General features: G+C 44.1%; 14 protein-coding genes and 1 pseudogene. 9 read left to right on the top strand and 6 right to left on the bottom strand.

Annotation, left to right across the window (positions count from 1 at the left end; translation table 11 throughout):
- Positions 1–20: 20 nt before the first annotated feature.
- Positions 21–1,370 (bottom strand): sigma-54 dependent transcriptional regulator, encoded by a 1,350-nt coding sequence (locus AB4180_RS07685; RefSeq protein WP_102249866.1) that lies wholly within the window; start codon positions 1,368–1,370, stop codon positions 21–23.
- Between the two features lie 60 nt (positions 1,371–1,430).
- Positions 1,431–3,239 carry an ATP-binding protein gene (locus AB4180_RS07680; RefSeq protein ID WP_102249865.1) on the bottom strand — a complete coding sequence of 603 codons (1,809 nt, stop codon included), beginning with the start codon at positions 3,237–3,239 and terminating at the stop codon, positions 1,431–1,433.
- A gap of 161 nt (positions 3,240–3,400) precedes the next feature.
- Here AB4180_RS07680 and AB4180_RS07675 point away from each other — a divergent pair.
- The 8 genes and pseudogenes from AB4180_RS07675 to AB4180_RS07640 form a co-directional block, all read left to right on the top strand.
- Positions 3,401–3,583: pseudogene (locus AB4180_RS07675) on the top strand (hypothetical protein); the annotation flags it as partial.
- Between the two features lie 293 nt (positions 3,584–3,876).
- Entirely contained in the window at positions 3,877–5,175 is a 1,299-nt protein-coding gene (gene tig / locus AB4180_RS07670) for a trigger factor (protein ID WP_017110087.1), read from the top strand.
- Between the two features lie 105 nt (positions 5,176–5,280).
- Complete coding sequence (clpP, locus tag AB4180_RS07665; RefSeq protein ID WP_004736080.1) at positions 5,281–5,907, top strand: ATP-dependent Clp endopeptidase proteolytic subunit ClpP; 627 nt, start codon at positions 5,281–5,283, stop codon at positions 5,905–5,907.
- Between the two features lie 81 nt (positions 5,908–5,988).
- A complete protein-coding gene (gene clpX, locus AB4180_RS07660) occupies positions 5,989–7,269 on the top strand; it encodes an ATP-dependent protease ATP-binding subunit ClpX (RefSeq protein ID WP_017110086.1) in 1,281 nt (426 codons plus the stop codon).
- A gap of 132 nt (positions 7,270–7,401) precedes the next feature.
- Positions 7,402–9,753, top strand: a complete 2,352-nt coding sequence (gene lon / locus AB4180_RS07655) for an endopeptidase La (RefSeq protein ID WP_017110085.1) — start codon at positions 7,402–7,404, stop codon at positions 9,751–9,753.
- Between the two features lie 171 nt (positions 9,754–9,924).
- Positions 9,925–10,218 (top strand): HU family DNA-binding protein, encoded by a 294-nt coding sequence (locus AB4180_RS07650; RefSeq protein ID WP_012604504.1) that lies wholly within the window; start codon positions 9,925–9,927, stop codon positions 10,216–10,218.
- Positions 10,219–10,438: 220 nt separating this feature from the next.
- Positions 10,439–12,304 carry a peptidylprolyl isomerase gene (gene ppiD, locus AB4180_RS07645; protein ID WP_102249864.1) on the top strand — a complete coding sequence of 622 codons (1,866 nt, stop codon included), beginning with the start codon at positions 10,439–10,441 and terminating at the stop codon, positions 12,302–12,304.
- A 225-nt stretch (positions 12,305–12,529) separates the two neighbouring features.
- Positions 12,530–12,829 (top strand): ComEA family DNA-binding protein, encoded by a 300-nt coding sequence (locus AB4180_RS07640; protein WP_102249863.1) that lies wholly within the window; start codon positions 12,530–12,532, stop codon positions 12,827–12,829.
- Here AB4180_RS07640 and rrtA read toward each other — a convergent pair.
- A complete protein-coding gene (gene rrtA / locus AB4180_RS07635) occupies positions 12,820–13,368 on the bottom strand; it encodes a rhombosortase (protein ID WP_102249862.1) in 549 nt (182 codons plus the stop codon). The two genes, AB4180_RS07640 and rrtA, sit on opposite strands and share 10 nt — an antisense overlap.
- Positions 13,369–13,377: 9 nt before the next feature.
- On the opposite strand from rrtA, the gene AB4180_RS07630 reads away from it, so the two are divergent.
- Complete coding sequence (locus AB4180_RS07630; protein WP_102249861.1) at positions 13,378–13,977, top strand: tRNA-uridine aminocarboxypropyltransferase; 600 nt, start codon at positions 13,378–13,380, stop codon at positions 13,975–13,977.
- A 26-nt stretch (positions 13,978–14,003) separates the two neighbouring features.
- Here AB4180_RS07630 and AB4180_RS07625 read toward each other — a convergent pair whose 3' ends face one another.
- From AB4180_RS07625 to AB4180_RS07615, 3 genes are all read right to left on the bottom strand, one after another.
- Positions 14,004–15,347: an anti-phage deoxyguanosine triphosphatase gene (locus AB4180_RS07625; protein ID WP_102249860.1), complete on the bottom strand. Its 1,344-nt coding sequence runs from the start codon at positions 15,345–15,347 to the stop codon at positions 14,004–14,006.
- A gap of 55 nt (positions 15,348–15,402) precedes the next feature.
- A complete protein-coding gene (gene yfbR / locus AB4180_RS07620) occupies positions 15,403–15,987 on the bottom strand; it encodes a 5'-deoxynucleotidase (RefSeq protein ID WP_065113353.1) in 585 nt (194 codons plus the stop codon).
- 168 nt (positions 15,988–16,155) lie between these two features.
- On the bottom strand, positions 16,156–17,388 hold the full coding sequence (locus AB4180_RS07615) for a pyridoxal phosphate-dependent aminotransferase (RefSeq protein ID WP_017110067.1): 1,233 nt from the start codon (positions 17,386–17,388) through the stop codon (positions 16,156–16,158).
- Positions 17,389–17,664 lie beyond the last annotated feature (276 nt).

Genomic DNA, 17,664 nt, shown 5'->3' with positions numbered 1-17,664 from the left:
ATCTTGCTCCCAAATCTAATCTAGTTTTGTTCTACCTTATAAGACTCTTTCGTGAGCTGGTGTTTTTGCATCTTGTCGTAGAGTGTTTTTCGGGGAAGTTGTAGCCTTTCCATTGTCTCTTTTATGCTGCCGTTACACTCAATAAGTGCTTGCTTTAAGGTATTTTTTTCAAAATCAGAGACCAGCTCGGTGAGTGACATTTCATGTGCGGTGTCAGTGCTGTTTTCTGACATGTGAGAAAGCTTACCTAACAACACAAAACGTTCTGCAGTATTACGCAATTCACGTACATTTCCCGGCCAATCATGGGCTAGAAGCTCATGTAGCTGCTTTTGTGGAAGCGCAGGGGCTGTTTTCCCATAGCGAGCTGCTGCAACAAGTAAGAAGTGGTGAAATAGTGCAGGGATGTCTTCTTGGCGGCTTCTTAACGGCGGTAAATCCAAGGTGACGACATTGAGTCGGTAATAGAGGTCTTGTCGAAACGTCCCTTCTTCAGCGGCTTTCTTTAGATCGATTTTGGTGGCGGCAATCACACGAATATCGAGAGGCACCAAGCTATTGGATCCAACTCTCTCAATCACGCGTTCCTGCAATACACGCAGTAGGCGTATTTGTGCTTGCATTGGCATGGATTCAATTTCATCTAAGAATAGGGTTCCGCCTTGAGCAAATTCAAATTTACCGACACGTTTGCTTTCTGCGCCAGTAAACGCGCCTTTCTCATGTCCATAGAGTTCGCTTTCAATCAGGTTCTCTGGAACCGCACCGCAATTGACGGCGACGAAGTTTTGTTCTCGTCGGCTGCTTTGTTCATGCAGGGAACGTGCGACCAGTTCTTTGCCTGTGCCAGTTTCACCAAAGAGTAAAATGTCAGCGTTAGTGTCTGCCACATGAGTGATGATAGAACGCAGCTCAGTCATGGATTGTGTGTCACCAATGATTCTTGGTCCAAGTGTTTTACTGGCCTTGAGCGAGCGCTTTAATTCAAGGTTCTCAAGGGTGAGTTGACGTTTGTCTATCGCACGTTTAGTTGTTTCGATTAAGCGCTCATTGGCGAACGGCTTTTCAATGAAATCATAGGCACCGTCTTGGATGGCTTGCACTGCCATGGAGATGTCACCGTGGCCTGTGATCATAATGACGGGAAGTTCTTTATCTTTGTGCATCAGGGTATTGAGTAGATCATGCCCTGATATACCCGGTAAGCAAATGTCAGTGATGATGACATGGGGAAGACCATCCGCTTGGATAGCGAGCAAGGCGGATTCTGCATCGGGAAAGAATTCAGCATCAATATCAGCAAGCTCAAAACTCTGCTCGATAGCCATTCTTAAATCGGATTCATCATCAATGAAATAGACGTGACACATAGTTATTCCTTTAATCTTTTATTTTTATTATTGGTGAAGGTGTACTGGTTTGCTTGGCGACTAATCTGATTCTTTTGTTGGAACGATAGGTAACTCGATACTAAATCGAGCACCACCTTGAGGGCTGGTACCTGTAATAAGCTTTCCGTTAATTCCGCTGATTATTTGTTGAGAGATCGACAGGCCTAACCCAAGCCCATTCTTCTTCGTGGTATGGAAAGGTTCGAAAAAATCGCCGTTCGAAGGTGAGGAAAACCCCGGGCCATTGTCATCGATATGAATAAGCAGTGTACTCGTTGTGTCTGTGCTTGGTGGTCGTATCTCCAACAAGATGGACAATTGCTTGTCTTCTTGTTGATCCATTGCTTGAATGGCATTGGTCAGCAAGTTAATAACGACTTGTTCCAGTTGGATAGCATTGGCGACCACACGAACATCAAAAGCATCGGGTAACTCATTAATTTTTACCCTCTCGCTCTTGAGTTGAGGCTTCATCAGTTCTTTTGAGGAATGAAGAACCGGTAAAATTTGTAATGTATGTAGTTCTTCCGCGGTCGATTTCTTAGCAAAGGAGCGAAGTTGGTGACTGATTTTAGCCATTCGATCGGTGAGCGCTGAAATCCGCGATAAGTTGTCATCAACACGGTCGGTCTTTTCTTTGGCGAGAAACAGTCGACCATTGTCTGCATAACTACGAATAGCCGCTAACGGGTTGTTCAGCTCATGACTGATGCTTGCTGACATCTGCCCCAGAACGGCCAATTTTGCGGCTTGTATGAGTTCATCTTGGGTTTGTCTGAGTACGCGCTCTGTTTCGATACGTTGCTTGATCTCTATATGAAGCTCAGAAGTTCTTTCGAGCACTTGAAATTCAAGTTTCTGGTTCGCTTCAGACTGCAATCTGTCGATCTGCGCACGCCTTTGTTGACGATGTGTGTTGAGTTGTATCGCCAGATAAATAATGGCGAATACTAAGCTCAACACCACGAGGTAGGCGATCAAATCCCACCAGACTAGGTGAGTTGGAGAGAACACTCTGACGGTTAATCTAGGGTCGGACAGGAAGCGTGAAGAGGTAAAGAACTGTTCCTTTACCAATGGATGAGACGACTTAATGCTGCTGGTGGCGCTTTCTAAATCGCCGGAGAAATGGAGGCTCTCGATATTGGTATCTAGATATTGTTGGCTTTCTCTAATACGAGATCGTTGCTCTTCGCCCAAAGGTTGGAGGCTTTTGAACAGCCATTCAGGATTGCTCGACATAAAAACAATTTGGTCTTTATCGTCAGCAACAAAAAAGCTCTGCTTACCCTTCCAACTGGCTTCAATCAGCGATAAATCCATCTTTACGACAATAACGCCAATAATTTCAGCGGCATAGGATACAGGGTAGGAATAGTAATAGCCGCGTTTTCCTGAGGTCGAACCTAACGCAAAGTATTGGTTTTCATGACCAAGAATGGCCTGTTGGAAATAGGGGCGAAAAGCAAAGTTACGTCCAACAAAAGAACGCTGTTGATTCCAATTACTGGCCGCAATCGTGGTGCCGATGCTGTCGAGTAAATACGTGTCTGATGCTTGAATGACAGTGTTTACATGGCGTAGGTAGCGATTGGTGAGTTCAATTTGAGCAGAGTTACTGGGTGAATGCAGGGCATCAATCAACTCTTTGTCTTTTGATAAGAGCTCTGGAATGTGCGCGAATTTGTCGAGTTGGCTTGAAATATGGACCGAAAAGCGGTCGAGTTTGGATTGATGATCATTTAACAAACTTTGATGGCTGGTGTTCCATACCCAGTGGCCACCGACAATCATCAACAAGCTATAAGTGATCAACAATAAAACAGGCACTCTTAAAGCTTGAAACATGGTGGATCTCCGCTAAATCTGGGCAAAATCAACAAGCCTGCATTCTCTGGTTTATGACCGTAGACAATAGTTTTTTTACGGAAATTTAAGAGTTAGCAGATCAGAATAGGTTAAGGCCTTGTAATGGAGATTGTTGAAAAAGTTATCGACTCTGAGGGGTAAAACAAGAGCAAGATCTCTTTTTAAGGTTTTTAGCAAAAAAAGCCCTCCATTCCCTTGAAAAAGTCGCTATTGTCCCCATTTCTGATGTGCTAAGTGATGATTTGATCGTTTTTGTATCATTTAGTTGGACGAATTTAGAGCATTCATCATCAAGCAGAGGTGAACGGCTCGACAGAGATTAAACAGATCGCTAGAATGTCGCGTCTAAAATTTCTGTCCTGAGGCTAATCGGAGATACCTTTCTTGTTTCTGAAAACAAGCTTTATTGCGTTTTAATCGACGCGTGAAGAACGAAGATATCGCTGATTAGTCTGGTGTTTGGTTGAATAATCAATTCAGACATCAATGCTCGATTTTAAATTAGGTGTTCGGATAGAGCACTACACAAGAATGAAGCTAACAACGTCGGCTTTGAATAAAAGCTAAGTTACGGCTCATATGCTCAGATTACTGAGCCAGTTTTGAGGTTTATATAATGCAAGTTACTGTTGAAACGCTAGAAGGCCTAGAGCGCCGTCTTAATATTACTGTTCCTGCTGCTAACATCGAAGATGCAGTTACAGCTGAACTACGCAACATCGCGAAAAACCGTCGTTTCGATGGTTTCCGTAAAGGCAAAGTGCCAATGAAGATGGTTGCTAAAATGTACGGCCAAGCAGTACGTCAAGACGTGATGGGCGAAGTAATGCAACGTCACTTCATCGAAGCGATCGTTAAAGAGAAAATCAACCCAGCTGGCGCACCTACTTTCGCACCAGTTGAAAACAACGCAGGCGCTGACCTAGTATTCAACGCAACTTTTGAAGTTTACCCAGAAGTTGAGCTGAAAGGTCTAGAAAACATCACTGTTGAGAAACCAGCAGTAGAAGTTAAAGAAGCTGACGTTGAAGAGATGATCGAAACTCTACGTAAGCAACAAGCAACTTGGACTGAAGTTGAAACTGCAGCTGACGCTGGTTCTCGTGCAACTATCGACTTCGTTGGTTCTATCGACGGTGAAGAGTTCGAAGGCGGCAAAGCTGAGAACTTCCCACTAGAGATGGGTGCTGGTCGCATGATCCCTGGTTTTGAAGACGGTATCGTTGGTAAAACAACAGGTATGGAATTTGAAATCGAAGTAAACTTCCCAGAAGATTACCACGCAGAAAACCTAAAAGGTAAAGCTGCTAAGTTCGCAATCAAGATCAACAAAGTTGAAGCTCGTGAACTTCCAGAACTAAACGAAGAATTCGTTTCTAAGTTTGGCGCTGCTGACGGTGTTGAAGGTCTTAAAGCTGAAGTTCGTAAGAACATGGAGCGTGAGCTTAAGCAAGCTGTTAAGAACCGCATCAAAGAGCAAGCAATCGACGGTCTAGTTAACGAAAACAACATCGACGTACCTTCTGCTCTTATCGATCAAGAGATCGGTGTTCTTCGTCAACAAGCTGCTCAACGTTTTGGTGGCAACACTGAAGCTGCTGACCAACTTCCACGTGAACTGTTCGAAGAGCAAGCTAAACGTCGCGTAGTTGTAGGTCTTCTTCTTGGTGAAGTAATCAAGACTGAAGAACTAAAAGCTGACGACGAAAAAGTTAAAGCTATCATCCAAGAGATGGCTACAGCATACGAAGATCCAACTGAAGTTATTGCTTACTACGAGCAAAACGAGCAAATGATGAACAACATGCGCAATGTTGCTCTAGAAGAGCAAGCTATTGATGCAATCATCGCTAAAGCTCAAGTTTCTGATAAAGAAGTTAGCTTCAACGAGCTAATGAATCAGCAACCTGCTTAATATAGTAATATCTGACGTAGAAGGTTGACGTACGGTCAACAATTCTGCTAACAATGGTCCGTATGATTTAATCATTCGGGCCATTTATTTTAGGGACATAAGAATATGAGCTACCAAGAAAAAAACACAATGCCATCGATTATGGACGCACTAGTTCCTATGGTGGTTGAACAGACTTCCCGTGGTGAACGTTCTTACGATATTTATTCTCGTCTATTAAAAGAACGTATCATTTTCTTAACAGGTCAAGTGGAAGACCACATGGCAAATCTTGTCGTGGCTCAACTGCTTTTCTTGGAATCAGAAAACCCAGACAAAGATATCTATCTTTACATCAACTCACCTGGCGGTAGCGTAACAGCGGGCATGTCTATCTACGACACAATGCAGTTCATCAAGCCAAACGTGAGCACAGTATGTATGGGTCAAGCTTGCTCTATGGGTGCATTCTTACTAGCGGGTGGTACTCCAGGTAAGCGTCACGTGCTTCCAAACTCACGTGTAATGATTCACCAGCCACTTGGCGGCTTCCAAGGCCAAGCGTCTGATATTCAAATTCACGCGCAAGAGATCCTAACGATCAAGCAAAAGCTAAACAAACTATTGGCAGAGCATACAGGTCAGCCTTTAGAAGTTGTTGAGCGTGATACAGATCGTGACAATTTCATGTCTGCTGATCAAGCAGTAGAATACGGCTTAGTGGATTCAGTTCTTAATCACCGCGGTCAATAATTGCACGGCAATTGTTTAACGCAAAGTGATTCAAATTGATATACACTCAAGCATAGAGAGTAAAGGCTAAGAGGTTAGCGAATGACAGATAAAAGCAAAGAGGGTGGTAGCGGTAAACTGCTTTACTGCTCTTTCTGTGGCAAAAGCCAACACGAAGTTCGCAAGTTAATCGCAGGTCCTTCTGTTTACATTTGTGATGAATGTGTCGATCTTTGTAACGACATTATTCGTGAAGAAATTAAAGATGTTCTTCCTAAGAAAGAATCGGAATCGCTGCCAACGCCGCGTGAGATTCGTGAGCATCTTGACGACTATGTAATCGGTCAAGAATACGCGAAGAAAGTGCTAGCAGTTGCGGTATACAACCACTACAAGCGTTTGCGTAATGGTGACACGACAGCTGAAGGCGTAGAGCTAGGTAAGAGTAACATTCTTCTTATCGGTCCAACTGGTAGTGGTAAAACGCTACTGGCTGAAACACTGGCTCGTTTCCTAGACGTTCCATTCACAATGGCAGATGCAACAACACTAACCGAAGCTGGTTACGTGGGCGAAGATGTTGAAAACATCATCCAGAAGTTGCTTCAGAAATGTGATTATGACGTAGCGAAAGCGGAACGTGGCATTGTTTACATCGATGAAATCGACAAGATTTCTCGTAAAGCTGAAAACCCATCAATCACGCGTGACGTGTCTGGTGAAGGTGTACAGCAAGCTCTACTAAAACTTGTTGAAGGTACAGTTGCTTCAGTTCCACCTCAAGGTGGTCGTAAGCATCCACAGCAAGAGTTCTTGCAAGTGGACACGTCTAAGATCCTATTTATTTGTGGCGGAGCATTCTCTGGCCTAGATAAAGTGATTGAACAACGTGTAGAAAAAGGTTCGAGCATTGGTTTTGGCGCAGAAGTGCGTTCAAAAGACGAAGCAAAAACTGTGGGTGAACTGTTCACTCAAGTTGAGCCTGAAGATTTGGTGAAGTACGGTCTAATTCCGGAATTCATTGGTCGTCTACCCGTGACAACGACATTGACAGAACTTGACGAAGAAGCTCTAGTTCAAATTCTTTGTGAACCGAAGAATGCGCTTACTAAGCAGTACGCAGCATTGTTTGAAATCGAAGATACTGAATTAGAATTCCGCGAAGATGCTCTACGTGCGATTGCTAAGAAAGCAATGGAACGTAAAACGGGTGCTCGTGGTCTGCGTTCTATCTTGGAGGGTGTTCTACTAGAAACTATGTACGAACTGCCATCTTCGACAGATGTAAGCAAGGTTGTGATTGATGAGTCGGTAATTAATGGTGAGTCAGAACCACTATTGATTTACAGCAACTCAGATAACCAAGCCGCGGTTGCAGAGTAGGTCTTTTTTAGACAAGTCACTCAAATTGAAAAAGGAGGTAAGCAATTACCTCCTTTTTTTTATTCTTCCATTGAATCCAGTCGTTTAAGCCCCATATACTGCTTTATAAGTTAAAGCGGAAGAGAGAAATATATGAACTTGGAACGTTCCGAGCGTATCGAAATCCCCGTGCTACCTCTACGTGATGTAGTGGTTTACCCACACATGGTTATTCCATTGTTTGTCGGTCGTGAAAAATCGATTACTTGCCTTGAATCGGCAATGGAAGCTAACAAACAAGTACTACTTGTAGCGCAGAAAGAAGCGGACACTGATGAGCCTTCAATCGAAGACCTATTTAATGTAGGTACCGTTGCTACCATTCTTCAGTTACTTAAGCTCCCTGACGGTACTGTAAAAGTACTTGTTGAAGGTCAGCAGCGTGCAAAAATTCACCAATTTAAAGAAAGTGAATTTTTCCTAGCGGATGCCGAATACGTTGTAACCTCAGAACTTGACGAAAAAGAACAAGAAGTGGTTGTTCGCAGCGCGATCAACCAATTCGAAGGCTTTATTAAGCTAAACAAAAAAATCCCACCAGAAGTTCTAACGTCTCTGAACGGTATTGATGAGGCTGCACGCCTAGCCGATACGATTGCAGCGCACATGCCACTTAAGTTGGTAGATAAGCAGCACGTTCTAGAAATTGCAGATGTGACTGAACGTCTGGAATTCTTAATGGGCCAAATGGAGTCAGAAATTGACATCCTGCAAGTTGAAAAACGCATTCGTGGCCGCGTTAAGAAGCAGATGGAAAAATCTCAGCGCGAGTACTACCTGAATGAGCAAATGAAAGCGATTCAGAAAGAACTGGGCGAGATGGATGACGCACCTGATGAATTCGAGACTCTGAAGAAGAAGATCGAAGATTCAAAAATGCCTCAAGAAGCTCGTGAAAAAACCGAGCAAGAACTGCAAAAACTGAAAATGATGTCGCCAATGTCTGCTGAAGCAACAGTAGTACGTAGCTACATTGATTGGATGGTTGGTGTTCCTTGGGCTAAGCGTTCAAAAGTTAAGAAGAATTTAGCGAAAGCGGAAGAGGTCTTGAATGAAGACCACTACGGCTTAGAGCGTGTTAAAGAACGTATCCTTGAATATTTGGCAGTACAAAACCGAATTAACAAGCTAAAAGGTCCAATCCTTTGTCTTGTTGGTCCTCCTGGTGTAGGTAAGACCTCACTAGGTCGCTCGATTGCCGCTGCAACGGGTCGTAAGTACACTCGTATGGCTCTAGGTGGCGTACGTGATGAAGCGGAAATCCGCGGTCACCGTCGTACTTACATCGGCTCACTTCCGGGTAAACTGATCCAGAAGATGTCTAAAGTTGGTGTTAAGAACCCACTGTTCCTATTAGATGAAATCGATAAGATGTCGTCTGATATGCGTGGTGACCCATCTTCAGCGCTTCTTGAAGTGCTCGATCCAGAGCAAAACGTTGCATTCAACGATCACTACTTAGAAGTTGATTACGATCTGTCAGATGTGATGTTTGTTGCAACGTCTAACTCAATGGACATTCCTGGCCCGCTACTGGACCGTATGGAAGTGATTCGTCTGTCGGGTTACACAGAAGACGAAAAGCTGAATATTGCTAAGAGCCACTTACTGGACAAGCAGGTTCAACGTAACGGTCTTAAGCCTCACGAGATTAATATCGAAGATTCTGCAATTGTCGGCATTATTCGTTATTACACGCGTGAAGCGGGTGTGCGTAACCTAGAGCGTGAAATCTCTAAGATCTGTCGTAAAGCAGTTAAGAACATCCTGCTAGACAGCAGCCTTAAGTCTGTAACGGTTAACATTGATAACCTGAAAGAGTACTTGGGTGTTCAACGTCATGACTTCGGCAAGGCGGATGAGAGCAACCGTATCGGTCAAGTGACTGGTTTAGCGTGGACTCAAGTTGGCGGCGATCTGCTGACTATCGAAACTGAATCAATGCCAGGCAAAGGTAAGCTAACGCAAACCGGTTCTCTTGGCGATGTGATGAAAGAATCGATTCAAGCGGCAATGACGGTGGTTCGTTCTCGTGCGGAAAATCTGGGTATTAATTCAGATTTCTACGAGAAGCGTGATATTCACGTTCACGTACCTGAAGGTGCAACACCAAAAGATGGCCCAAGTGCGGGTATCGCAATGTGTACTGCACTTGTTTCTAGCTTAACGGGTAACCCTGTGAAAGCGGAAGTGGGTATGACAGGTGAAATTACCCTACGTGGTGAAGTTTTACCTATCGGTGGCTTGAAAGAAAAACTGCTTGCTGCACACCGTGGTGGCATCAAAACGGTCTTGATTCCAAAAGACAATGAGCGTGATTTGGAAGAGATTCCAGACAATGTTATTGCTGACTTACAAGTGATCCCAGTCCAGTGGATTGATGAAGTACTTAAAGTCGCGCTAGAACGAGATCCGTCAGGGGTCGAGTTTGACGTGAAAAAATAGTGATGCGTAGCAAAAACTAGTAAAGAATTACGCTGATAGGCCCGAAAAGGCTTGTCAGCGTTTTTTTTGGACGCTAAGTTATTCCACTAAAGCGGCAATCCCTTTTGTAATAAGGCTTGCGGCTAAATTAAAACCAAAATGGAACGTACAGTCATCGAGAAGTAGTCACAGATGACACATAGGGGAAAAACAGTGAATAAAACACAACTAGTAGAATCAATCGCAGAAAACGCAGACATCTCTAAAGCTTCAGCTGGCCGCGCTCTAGACGCATTCATCGAAGCAGTTGGCACAACGCTACAATCTGGTGACCAAGTTGCACTTGTTGGCTTTGGTACTTTCAGTGTTCGTACTCGTGCTGCTCGTACAGGTCGTAACCCAAAAACTGGTGAAGAGATCCAAATCGCAGAAGCTAAAGTACCTGGCTTCAAAGCGGGTAAAGCACTTAAAGACGCATGTAACTAATTTTCACTGCTGAAACCTCGAGTTTTAAGAGGGGAAGGCAGTAAAATGCGTTTACTGTTTGAAAAATGATGTTTCATTCTTAGACAGTATGTGTGCAAAGCACATTGAACTTATTTAAATTATGCGCATCCTACTGATGCGCATTTCTTTTTCTGATAATATCGCGTGAATAGATTTTTATTTTGAAGCCAATGCTTCATATCCGGAGAGCACTTAAATTATGATGGATCGATTACGCGAAGGCGTGAATAGCATCGCGGTAAAAATTATCCTTGGGTTGATTATCCTGTCATTCGTATTCGCAGGTGTAGGTAGCTACATCACCGGTGGCGGTAACAACGCAGCAGCTAAAGTTGGCAATACAGAAATCGCTCGTGGTGAGTTCGAACAGGCTTACCAAAACGAACGTAATCGCATGCAGTCTCAACTAGGCGATTACTTTGCCCAAATGCTTGCAGACCCTGCATACGTAGAGTCTTTCCGTAAATCAGTTCTTGATCGCATGATCAATGACGTTCTACTTGAACAGCAAGCTGAGTCTTTAGGTCTACGAATCAGTGATACTCAAATCCGTACCATGATTCTAGAAATGCCTCAATTCCAAACGGCTGGTCAATTCGACCAAGAAGTTTACCAATCGGCATTACGTCGTGCAGGTTTCAGCGCAGAAAGCTTCGCTGAATACATGCGTCGTGATCTAATGCGCAACCAGCTTGTTACTGCCCTACAAGGCAGCGAATTCGTTCTTCAAGGTGAGATCGATACGCAAAGCAAGCTTATTGCTCAAACTCGTGACATTCGTACTGTGACTCTTTCTGTTGCTGACCTAGCAAAAGACATCGAGTTAACTGACGAACAAATCGAACAGTACTACCAAGAGAACCCTGCGGCTTACACTCGTCCAGAGCAAGCTAAGGTGTCTTACATTGAACTCTCTGCTGAAGCGCTTAAGTCTCAGCTTGAAGTTAGCGATGAAGAAGCTCAGAAATACTACCAAGAGCACTTAGACAAGTACTCAACTGAAGAGCAACGTAAAGTTAGCCACATCCTAGTTCAAGGCGATGACGAAGCGAAAGCTCAGTCTATCCTAGACGAGCTAAATGCAGGCGCTGATTTTGCTACGCTAGCAGAAGAGAAATCTGATGACTTCGGTAGTGCGGATGTTGGCGGTGACCTAGGTTGGATTGAACGTGATGTTATGGACCCAGCATTTGAAGACGCGGCTTTCGCTCTTGAGAATATTGGCGATACGACTGGTCTAGTTAAATCTGATTTCGGCTACCACATCATCAAGCTAGACGAACTAAAAGCATCTCAAGCTCAGCCTTACACTGAAGTAGCGGCAGAGATTAAGACAGAGCTTCTAGACCAACACGCAGTTGATCAGTTCTACGAGCAACAAACTGAACTTGAAAAAGTAGCGTTTGAATTCCCAGATTCTCTAGATGATTCTGCAGAAGCTATCAACGCGAAAATCACGACGACTGATTTCATCTCTCAAGCTGACGCTCCAGAAGTTCTGATGACGCCTGCAGTAATGCAAGCTATCTTGAGCCCTGAAGTGAAAGAAGACGGTCTGAACTCTGAAGTTATCGAAGTTGCACCTGAGCACGTGATTGTTGTTCGTGTAGAAGAGACTCGTGACGAAACAGTTCTTCCTCTAGCTGAAGTGAAAGATCAAGTTGTCGCTGCATTGTCTGCGGTACAAGCTGAGCAACAAGCAGTTGAGCTTGGTGTGTCTCTTGTTAACGAACTTAAGCAAGGCAACGAAGCGGTACTTTCAGACAACAACTTTGAGTTCACTGAACTTGAAACGATTGACCGTAACTCTCCACTTGCCGCTTCTGTATTCGCACTATCGAAACCAGAAGAAGGCCAAGCGGTATTTGGTCAATCTAAAGACCAAGACGGTAACATCGTCGTTGTTGAGCTTTCTAAAGTGACGGCTGAAATCAACCCAGCTTACAGCACTCAAATCGGTGCTCAGTTAGAGCGAGTTGGTAACCAACAAGATCTAACTAACGTATTAAACGTACTGCGCAAAAATGCAGACGTTGAATACTACGTAGTGGGTCAAGGTCAGTAAGCGTTTGATTACCTCAGTAGCAAGCTCAAGTTAGAGTTTACTACTGAGGATCAACATATGGTTGTTAAGCTCCAATTCAGATTTGTGAGCCAACAAACAAGCTGATGAAAACAAGATGTATAACAAAGCGGGTCACTTCGGTGACCCGCTTTATTTTTATCTGGCGTTTGTGTTATCTGCAGCGGCAAATACATAAGTTACCTTTTTTGTACAAAGGAACGGTTTATGCGCGCGATATATTCAACACTACTTCTTTCATTTCTTATTACCCTGAGCTCTGCAGTGCTTGCTGATAGCCCAACTAAAGCTGAGCTATACGATGGCATTGAGATCACGGTAAACATCAACACAGCGACAGCAGAAGAGCTATCAGCCTTATTAGTAGGTGTGGGCGATAAGAAAGCAAAAGAGATTGTTGATTACAGAGAGAAGAACGGTGAGTTTGCCACCGCTGACAGTTTGGTTAACGTGAAAGGGATAGGTGAAGCCACGGTCGAAAAGAACCGTGAAAGAATTCAGCTTTGATTTGTTTGTCTATTCGTTATAAATAAAACGACAGCCATGAAGCCTCCAGCCAGTGCACCTGCTAGGTGGGCTTCAATGGCGACACGAGCATTAATCAGTTCGCCAGTCGTGCTAGAAGGGCCAACAAACTGCTCCCACGCTATCTTAGCGATTAATCCGAACACCAACAGCCAACTAGAATTCCTGCCGTTTAGCGCCTCTCTGAGCGCGAATAAACCAAACAGCCCATGCAAAGTCCCTGACAAACCGACATAGATTTGAATACTTGACAGCAACAGAGCGAATCCAGTGACTAAACTAATGAAAAGCAATGCGCTGAGTAGTTGTTTTTTATTGGGTTGAAACATATAACTGATGATCCATAAGCCGGCTAGATTCATCAGCAGGTGTGAGTAGTTGGTATGTGAAAAGTTTCCTGTTAGGATCCGCCACCATTGCCCATCGGCGATCGCATTTTTATCCCAAACTACCCAAGCCTGCACAGGCTCTAGTTGGAATAAGACGCATAAAAGTGAAGTGAAAATTAAAACAGGGTACACATTAAATCCATGTCTCGTTATTGCCGCCAATGCAGCAAGGCTTTAAAAGCTTGTATATGTCAGTGGGTTACGCCACTAGAATCGAACGTTGAGCTTATCATTCTTCAGCATCCATCAGAAGAGCATCGTCCAATGGGAACAGCGCGTATTCTCTCGTTGTCTCTAAAAAACAGTGTGACGCTTGTGGGTGAAGACTTTTCAGAGAATACACAACTTAACGAGTTGCTAGCTGATGAGCAGTATCAACACGTGATTTTGTACCCTAGCGAACATTCTGTTTCTGTTGAGTCTGCAATCTGCCCACGTAAAAAACTGCGTGTGATTTTATTAGACGGGACATGGAAGAAAGCGTTCAAAATGTGGCAGGTATCGAGTAACTTGCACGCGCTACAAACCGTTCATTTACCCAAAGACCTTAAAGGTAATTACCGGATCCGCAAAGCACCAAGTGAAAACAGCCTTTCAACCGTTGAAGCTGGCTATCATTTGCTTAGCTTGTTAGAGGATGACGTCGATTTTAGTCCTTTGCTAACGGCATTTGACCAAATGATTCAGTTTCAAATCAATCAAATGCCGCCGGGCGTGTTTGAGAAAAACTACTTAGATTAAGCTGTTTCAGTCGAGTTAGTCAGGAATTAAAACTCGGTATGCGCCGAGAACAGTTGCTGATGCATTTTCTGAGCAAGATCATCGGTCATCGATGAAATGTAATCGGCTATCACGCGCATCTTTCTTGATTCATCTTCATGCTGCAGCCATTGCTTCTTGATTGGCAGTGGCAACAAACGTTCAGGATCAGCACTGAATGCTTCAAACATGTCCATGATGATCTGCTGACCCTTATATTCAATCACTTGAACCTGTGGAACTTGGATTACAAATTCACTGACAAAGCGCTTAAGCCTATCCAACGTCGCATCCATGCTCGGCTCAAGAAAAGCGTTATAAGCCAGCAGCACGTTCTCAAATTTTGTATCAACGGGCTTGATAGAAATACTGGTGAGTAGTGCGTTAACTATCCCACCTATCGCATCTTTTCTACGATATTGCTCTCCCGAAAAAAGCATTTCAGTAATCGAATCTAAATGCTCACAGATCCAAGGATCAGCCATCTCTTTCAATTGAGGATAAGCCGATTCAACCCATTGTGCTTTGGTTACAGAACCAAGCACAATCGCATCTTCTAAATCATGCACGCCATAAGCGATATCATCGGCCAATTCCATGATCGAACAGTCGAGTGATTTGTACTTGGTTTTGTTGTGCTCAAGTGGTTCGGTGTGTGATTTTCTTTTCTGTTTGAGTAGCTGCTGGTCATTGTTTGAAAGCGGCTCCAGTACCCAGTTAAACAGTTCTTCATCATGATCGTAGATGCCTTTTGCTGGCATCCAATCTTTAGCTCGAAGTTGTCGTTGATGCTTAACGGGCTCAGACTGCAATTTAGCTTGAACTTCACTAAGCAGAGAAGGGTACTTAATCAGACCTAACAGAGTTCGTCGAGACAGGTTCATCCCGTGATGTTCAGTGTAAGGTTCTAGCTGTGTGACAATGCGAAACGTTTGGGCATTGCCTTCAAAGCCACCATGATCGCGCATCATATAGTTCAACGCGACTTCACCACCGTGCCCATAAGGTGGGTGGCCAATGTCGTGAGCCAGACACAATGAATCGATCAAACTGTCTGAAGGCAACAAATCTCGAAACTCGGGTTGTTTTTTCTTTAGCTGAGCGACAATCCCCGTACCAAGCTGAGCAGCTTCTAGTGAGTGGGTTAAGCGGGTACGGTGAAAATCATTCACCGTGGTGCCATGTACTTGTGTCTTGGCTTGTAAACGACGGAATGCAGCTGAGTGAAGCACGCGAGCACGATCGCGTTGATATGGGCTACGGTGATCGTCTCTTCTGATCTTATGCTCATCGTTGTTTCGATCTTGCCATTCTTGCTCGAGTACAAATGGTGGTTCGATTGGAGAAGTCAAAATAGCACCTATCAAATTGATTTTATTTAGATAATTACACTCAACTTATACCTAGCTAGCTGATTTCGTCTAGTGATAATTCGAAACTGGGTGCAAATGTCGTCAGAAAGTAATCCATCTCCGGGCTTTTGCGTTGTGATAGCGTCTCTTCAAGCCTGCGTTTGGCCTGTTCGTATTCGTGGTTTCCCGCGCTGAGTTCTTCCAAGCATTTGAGGTAAGCACAGATAGTGTCGGCTTGCTTGACGATGCTTTGTTCTTCTTTGTTTGCTGTTCCGGATATTAAGAAGGGCGCGAAATCGTCTTGGAATTCTTCCGGTAGCATTGAAAGTAGTCTTTGTTCTGCTGCGGCTTCTATCTTCTTGTACTCTTGGGCGATGTCTGGGTTGTAGTATTTAACCGGAGTTGGTAAATCACCAGTCAGTACCTCGCTCGTATCGTGGTACATGCCAAGCAGAGCAATGTGCTCGGGGTTGAGCTGACCATCAAACTTCTTATTTTTAATTAATGCCAAGGCATGTGCGACGAAAGCCACCTGTAGGCTATGTTCTGAAATGTTCTCACTTGAGACGGATCGCATCAAAGGCCAGCGTTGAATCAGCTTCATACGGGCAAGATGGGCAAAGAAATGGCTTTGTTTCATAAGAGTCCTTTCTAAACAATGCTCCACTCGTATTGATCTCAACACAGTGATACGAGACAGCGGATACAAAAAAGGCTCCCAAACAGGAGCCTTTTAAGCATAGAAGTGATTGATTACAAGTTAAAGTCTTTTAAAACAGCAAATTGTAGTCATAACTTTTTGCGTTAATTAATCGACTGTGAGCTCATCTTGGCTGTAAGTCTGTAAGAAGCGCTCTAGGCGACCAATCGCGATTTCTAGATCTTCGATGTGCGGCAGAGTCACGATGCGGAAGTGATCCGGTTTCGGCCAGTTGAAGCCAGTACCTTGAACCAATAACACTTTCTCTTGCTTAAGGAAGTCGAGTACGAATTTCTGATCGTCTTTGATGTTGTACATGTTGGTGTCGATCTTAGGGAACAGGTACATCGCGCCTTTTGGTTTCACACAAGAAACACCAGGGATCTTGTTGATCAGTTCCCATGCACGGTCACGTTGCTCAAGCAGTCGACCACCAGGAAGAATCAGTTCGTTGATACTCTGATAACCACCCAGTGCCGTTTGGATGGCGTGCTGCATTGGTACGTTGGCACACAAACGCATCGAGGCGAGCATTTCTAGCCCTTCGACATAGCCTTTCGCAATGTGTTTCGGACCCGTTAAGAACATCCAGCCGCCACGGAAACCACATACACGGTAAGCCTTAGACAGACCGTTGAATGTCACCATGAGTACGTCTTCAGCCAGCGTTGCGACTGACGTGTGGACTGCACCGTCGTAAAGTACTTTATCGTAGATTTCATCAGCGAAGATGATCAAACCGTGCTCACGCGCAATCTCAACAACTTGTAATAGGAAATCGCGGCTGTATACCGCGCCTGTTGGGTTGTTCGGGTTGATAAGAACGATGCCGCGAGTCTTTGGTGAGATCTTCGCACGCATGTCGTCTAGATCTGGATACCAATCAGCATCTTCATCACACATGTAGTGAACCGGTGTGCCACCAGAAAGCGCAACAGACGCTGTCCATAGTGGGTAGTCCGGAGCGGGAACTAAGATTTCATCACCATTATCCAGTAGCGCCTGCATAGACATAACGATAAGCTCTGATGCGCCGTTACCAATGTAAACGTCTTCTACATCAAGGTTACGGAGGCCTTTTTTCTGGTAGTGCTGAACAACCGCTTTGCGGGCTGAATAGATGCCTTTTGAGTCGCAGTAACCTTGAGATGTCGGTAGGTTACGGATTACATCAACAAGGATTTCATCAGGGGCGTCAAAACCAAATGGGGCGGGGTTACCGATATTAAGCTTCAGTATTTTATGCCCTTCTTCTTCCATGCGCTTAGCATGTTTGAGTACAGGTCCCCTGATTTCGTAGCATACGCTGTTGAGTTTTGACGACATCCCGATATTTTGCATTGCCGATTTCCTGAAATTAATTTAAATACTTTATTAAAGTACCGCAAAACGGGGTTTGATAGAATAAAAATCTGATGAATGTCGCATTTCAGTGTCACGTTTGGTCTTTTTGTTGTCACTCTTTTCTAAATTTTAATTAATCGCTTTCTTTGTTATTGGCTAAGATGAATAAAGAGGTTGGATCGCTTAGAATCACAGGAATGTTCAAAAGATATAGTACATTCTTGATCTAAGTGGGTACTGCCCATAAAGTATCAAACTAATATAATAATAATT

Source organism: Vibrio sp. 10N.286.49.C3, from assembly GCF_041469545.1.
GTDB lineage: Bacteria > Pseudomonadota > Gammaproteobacteria > Enterobacterales > Vibrionaceae > Vibrio > Vibrio tasmaniensis_A.
This window is presented reverse-complemented; position numbering and strand designations above follow the sequence as displayed.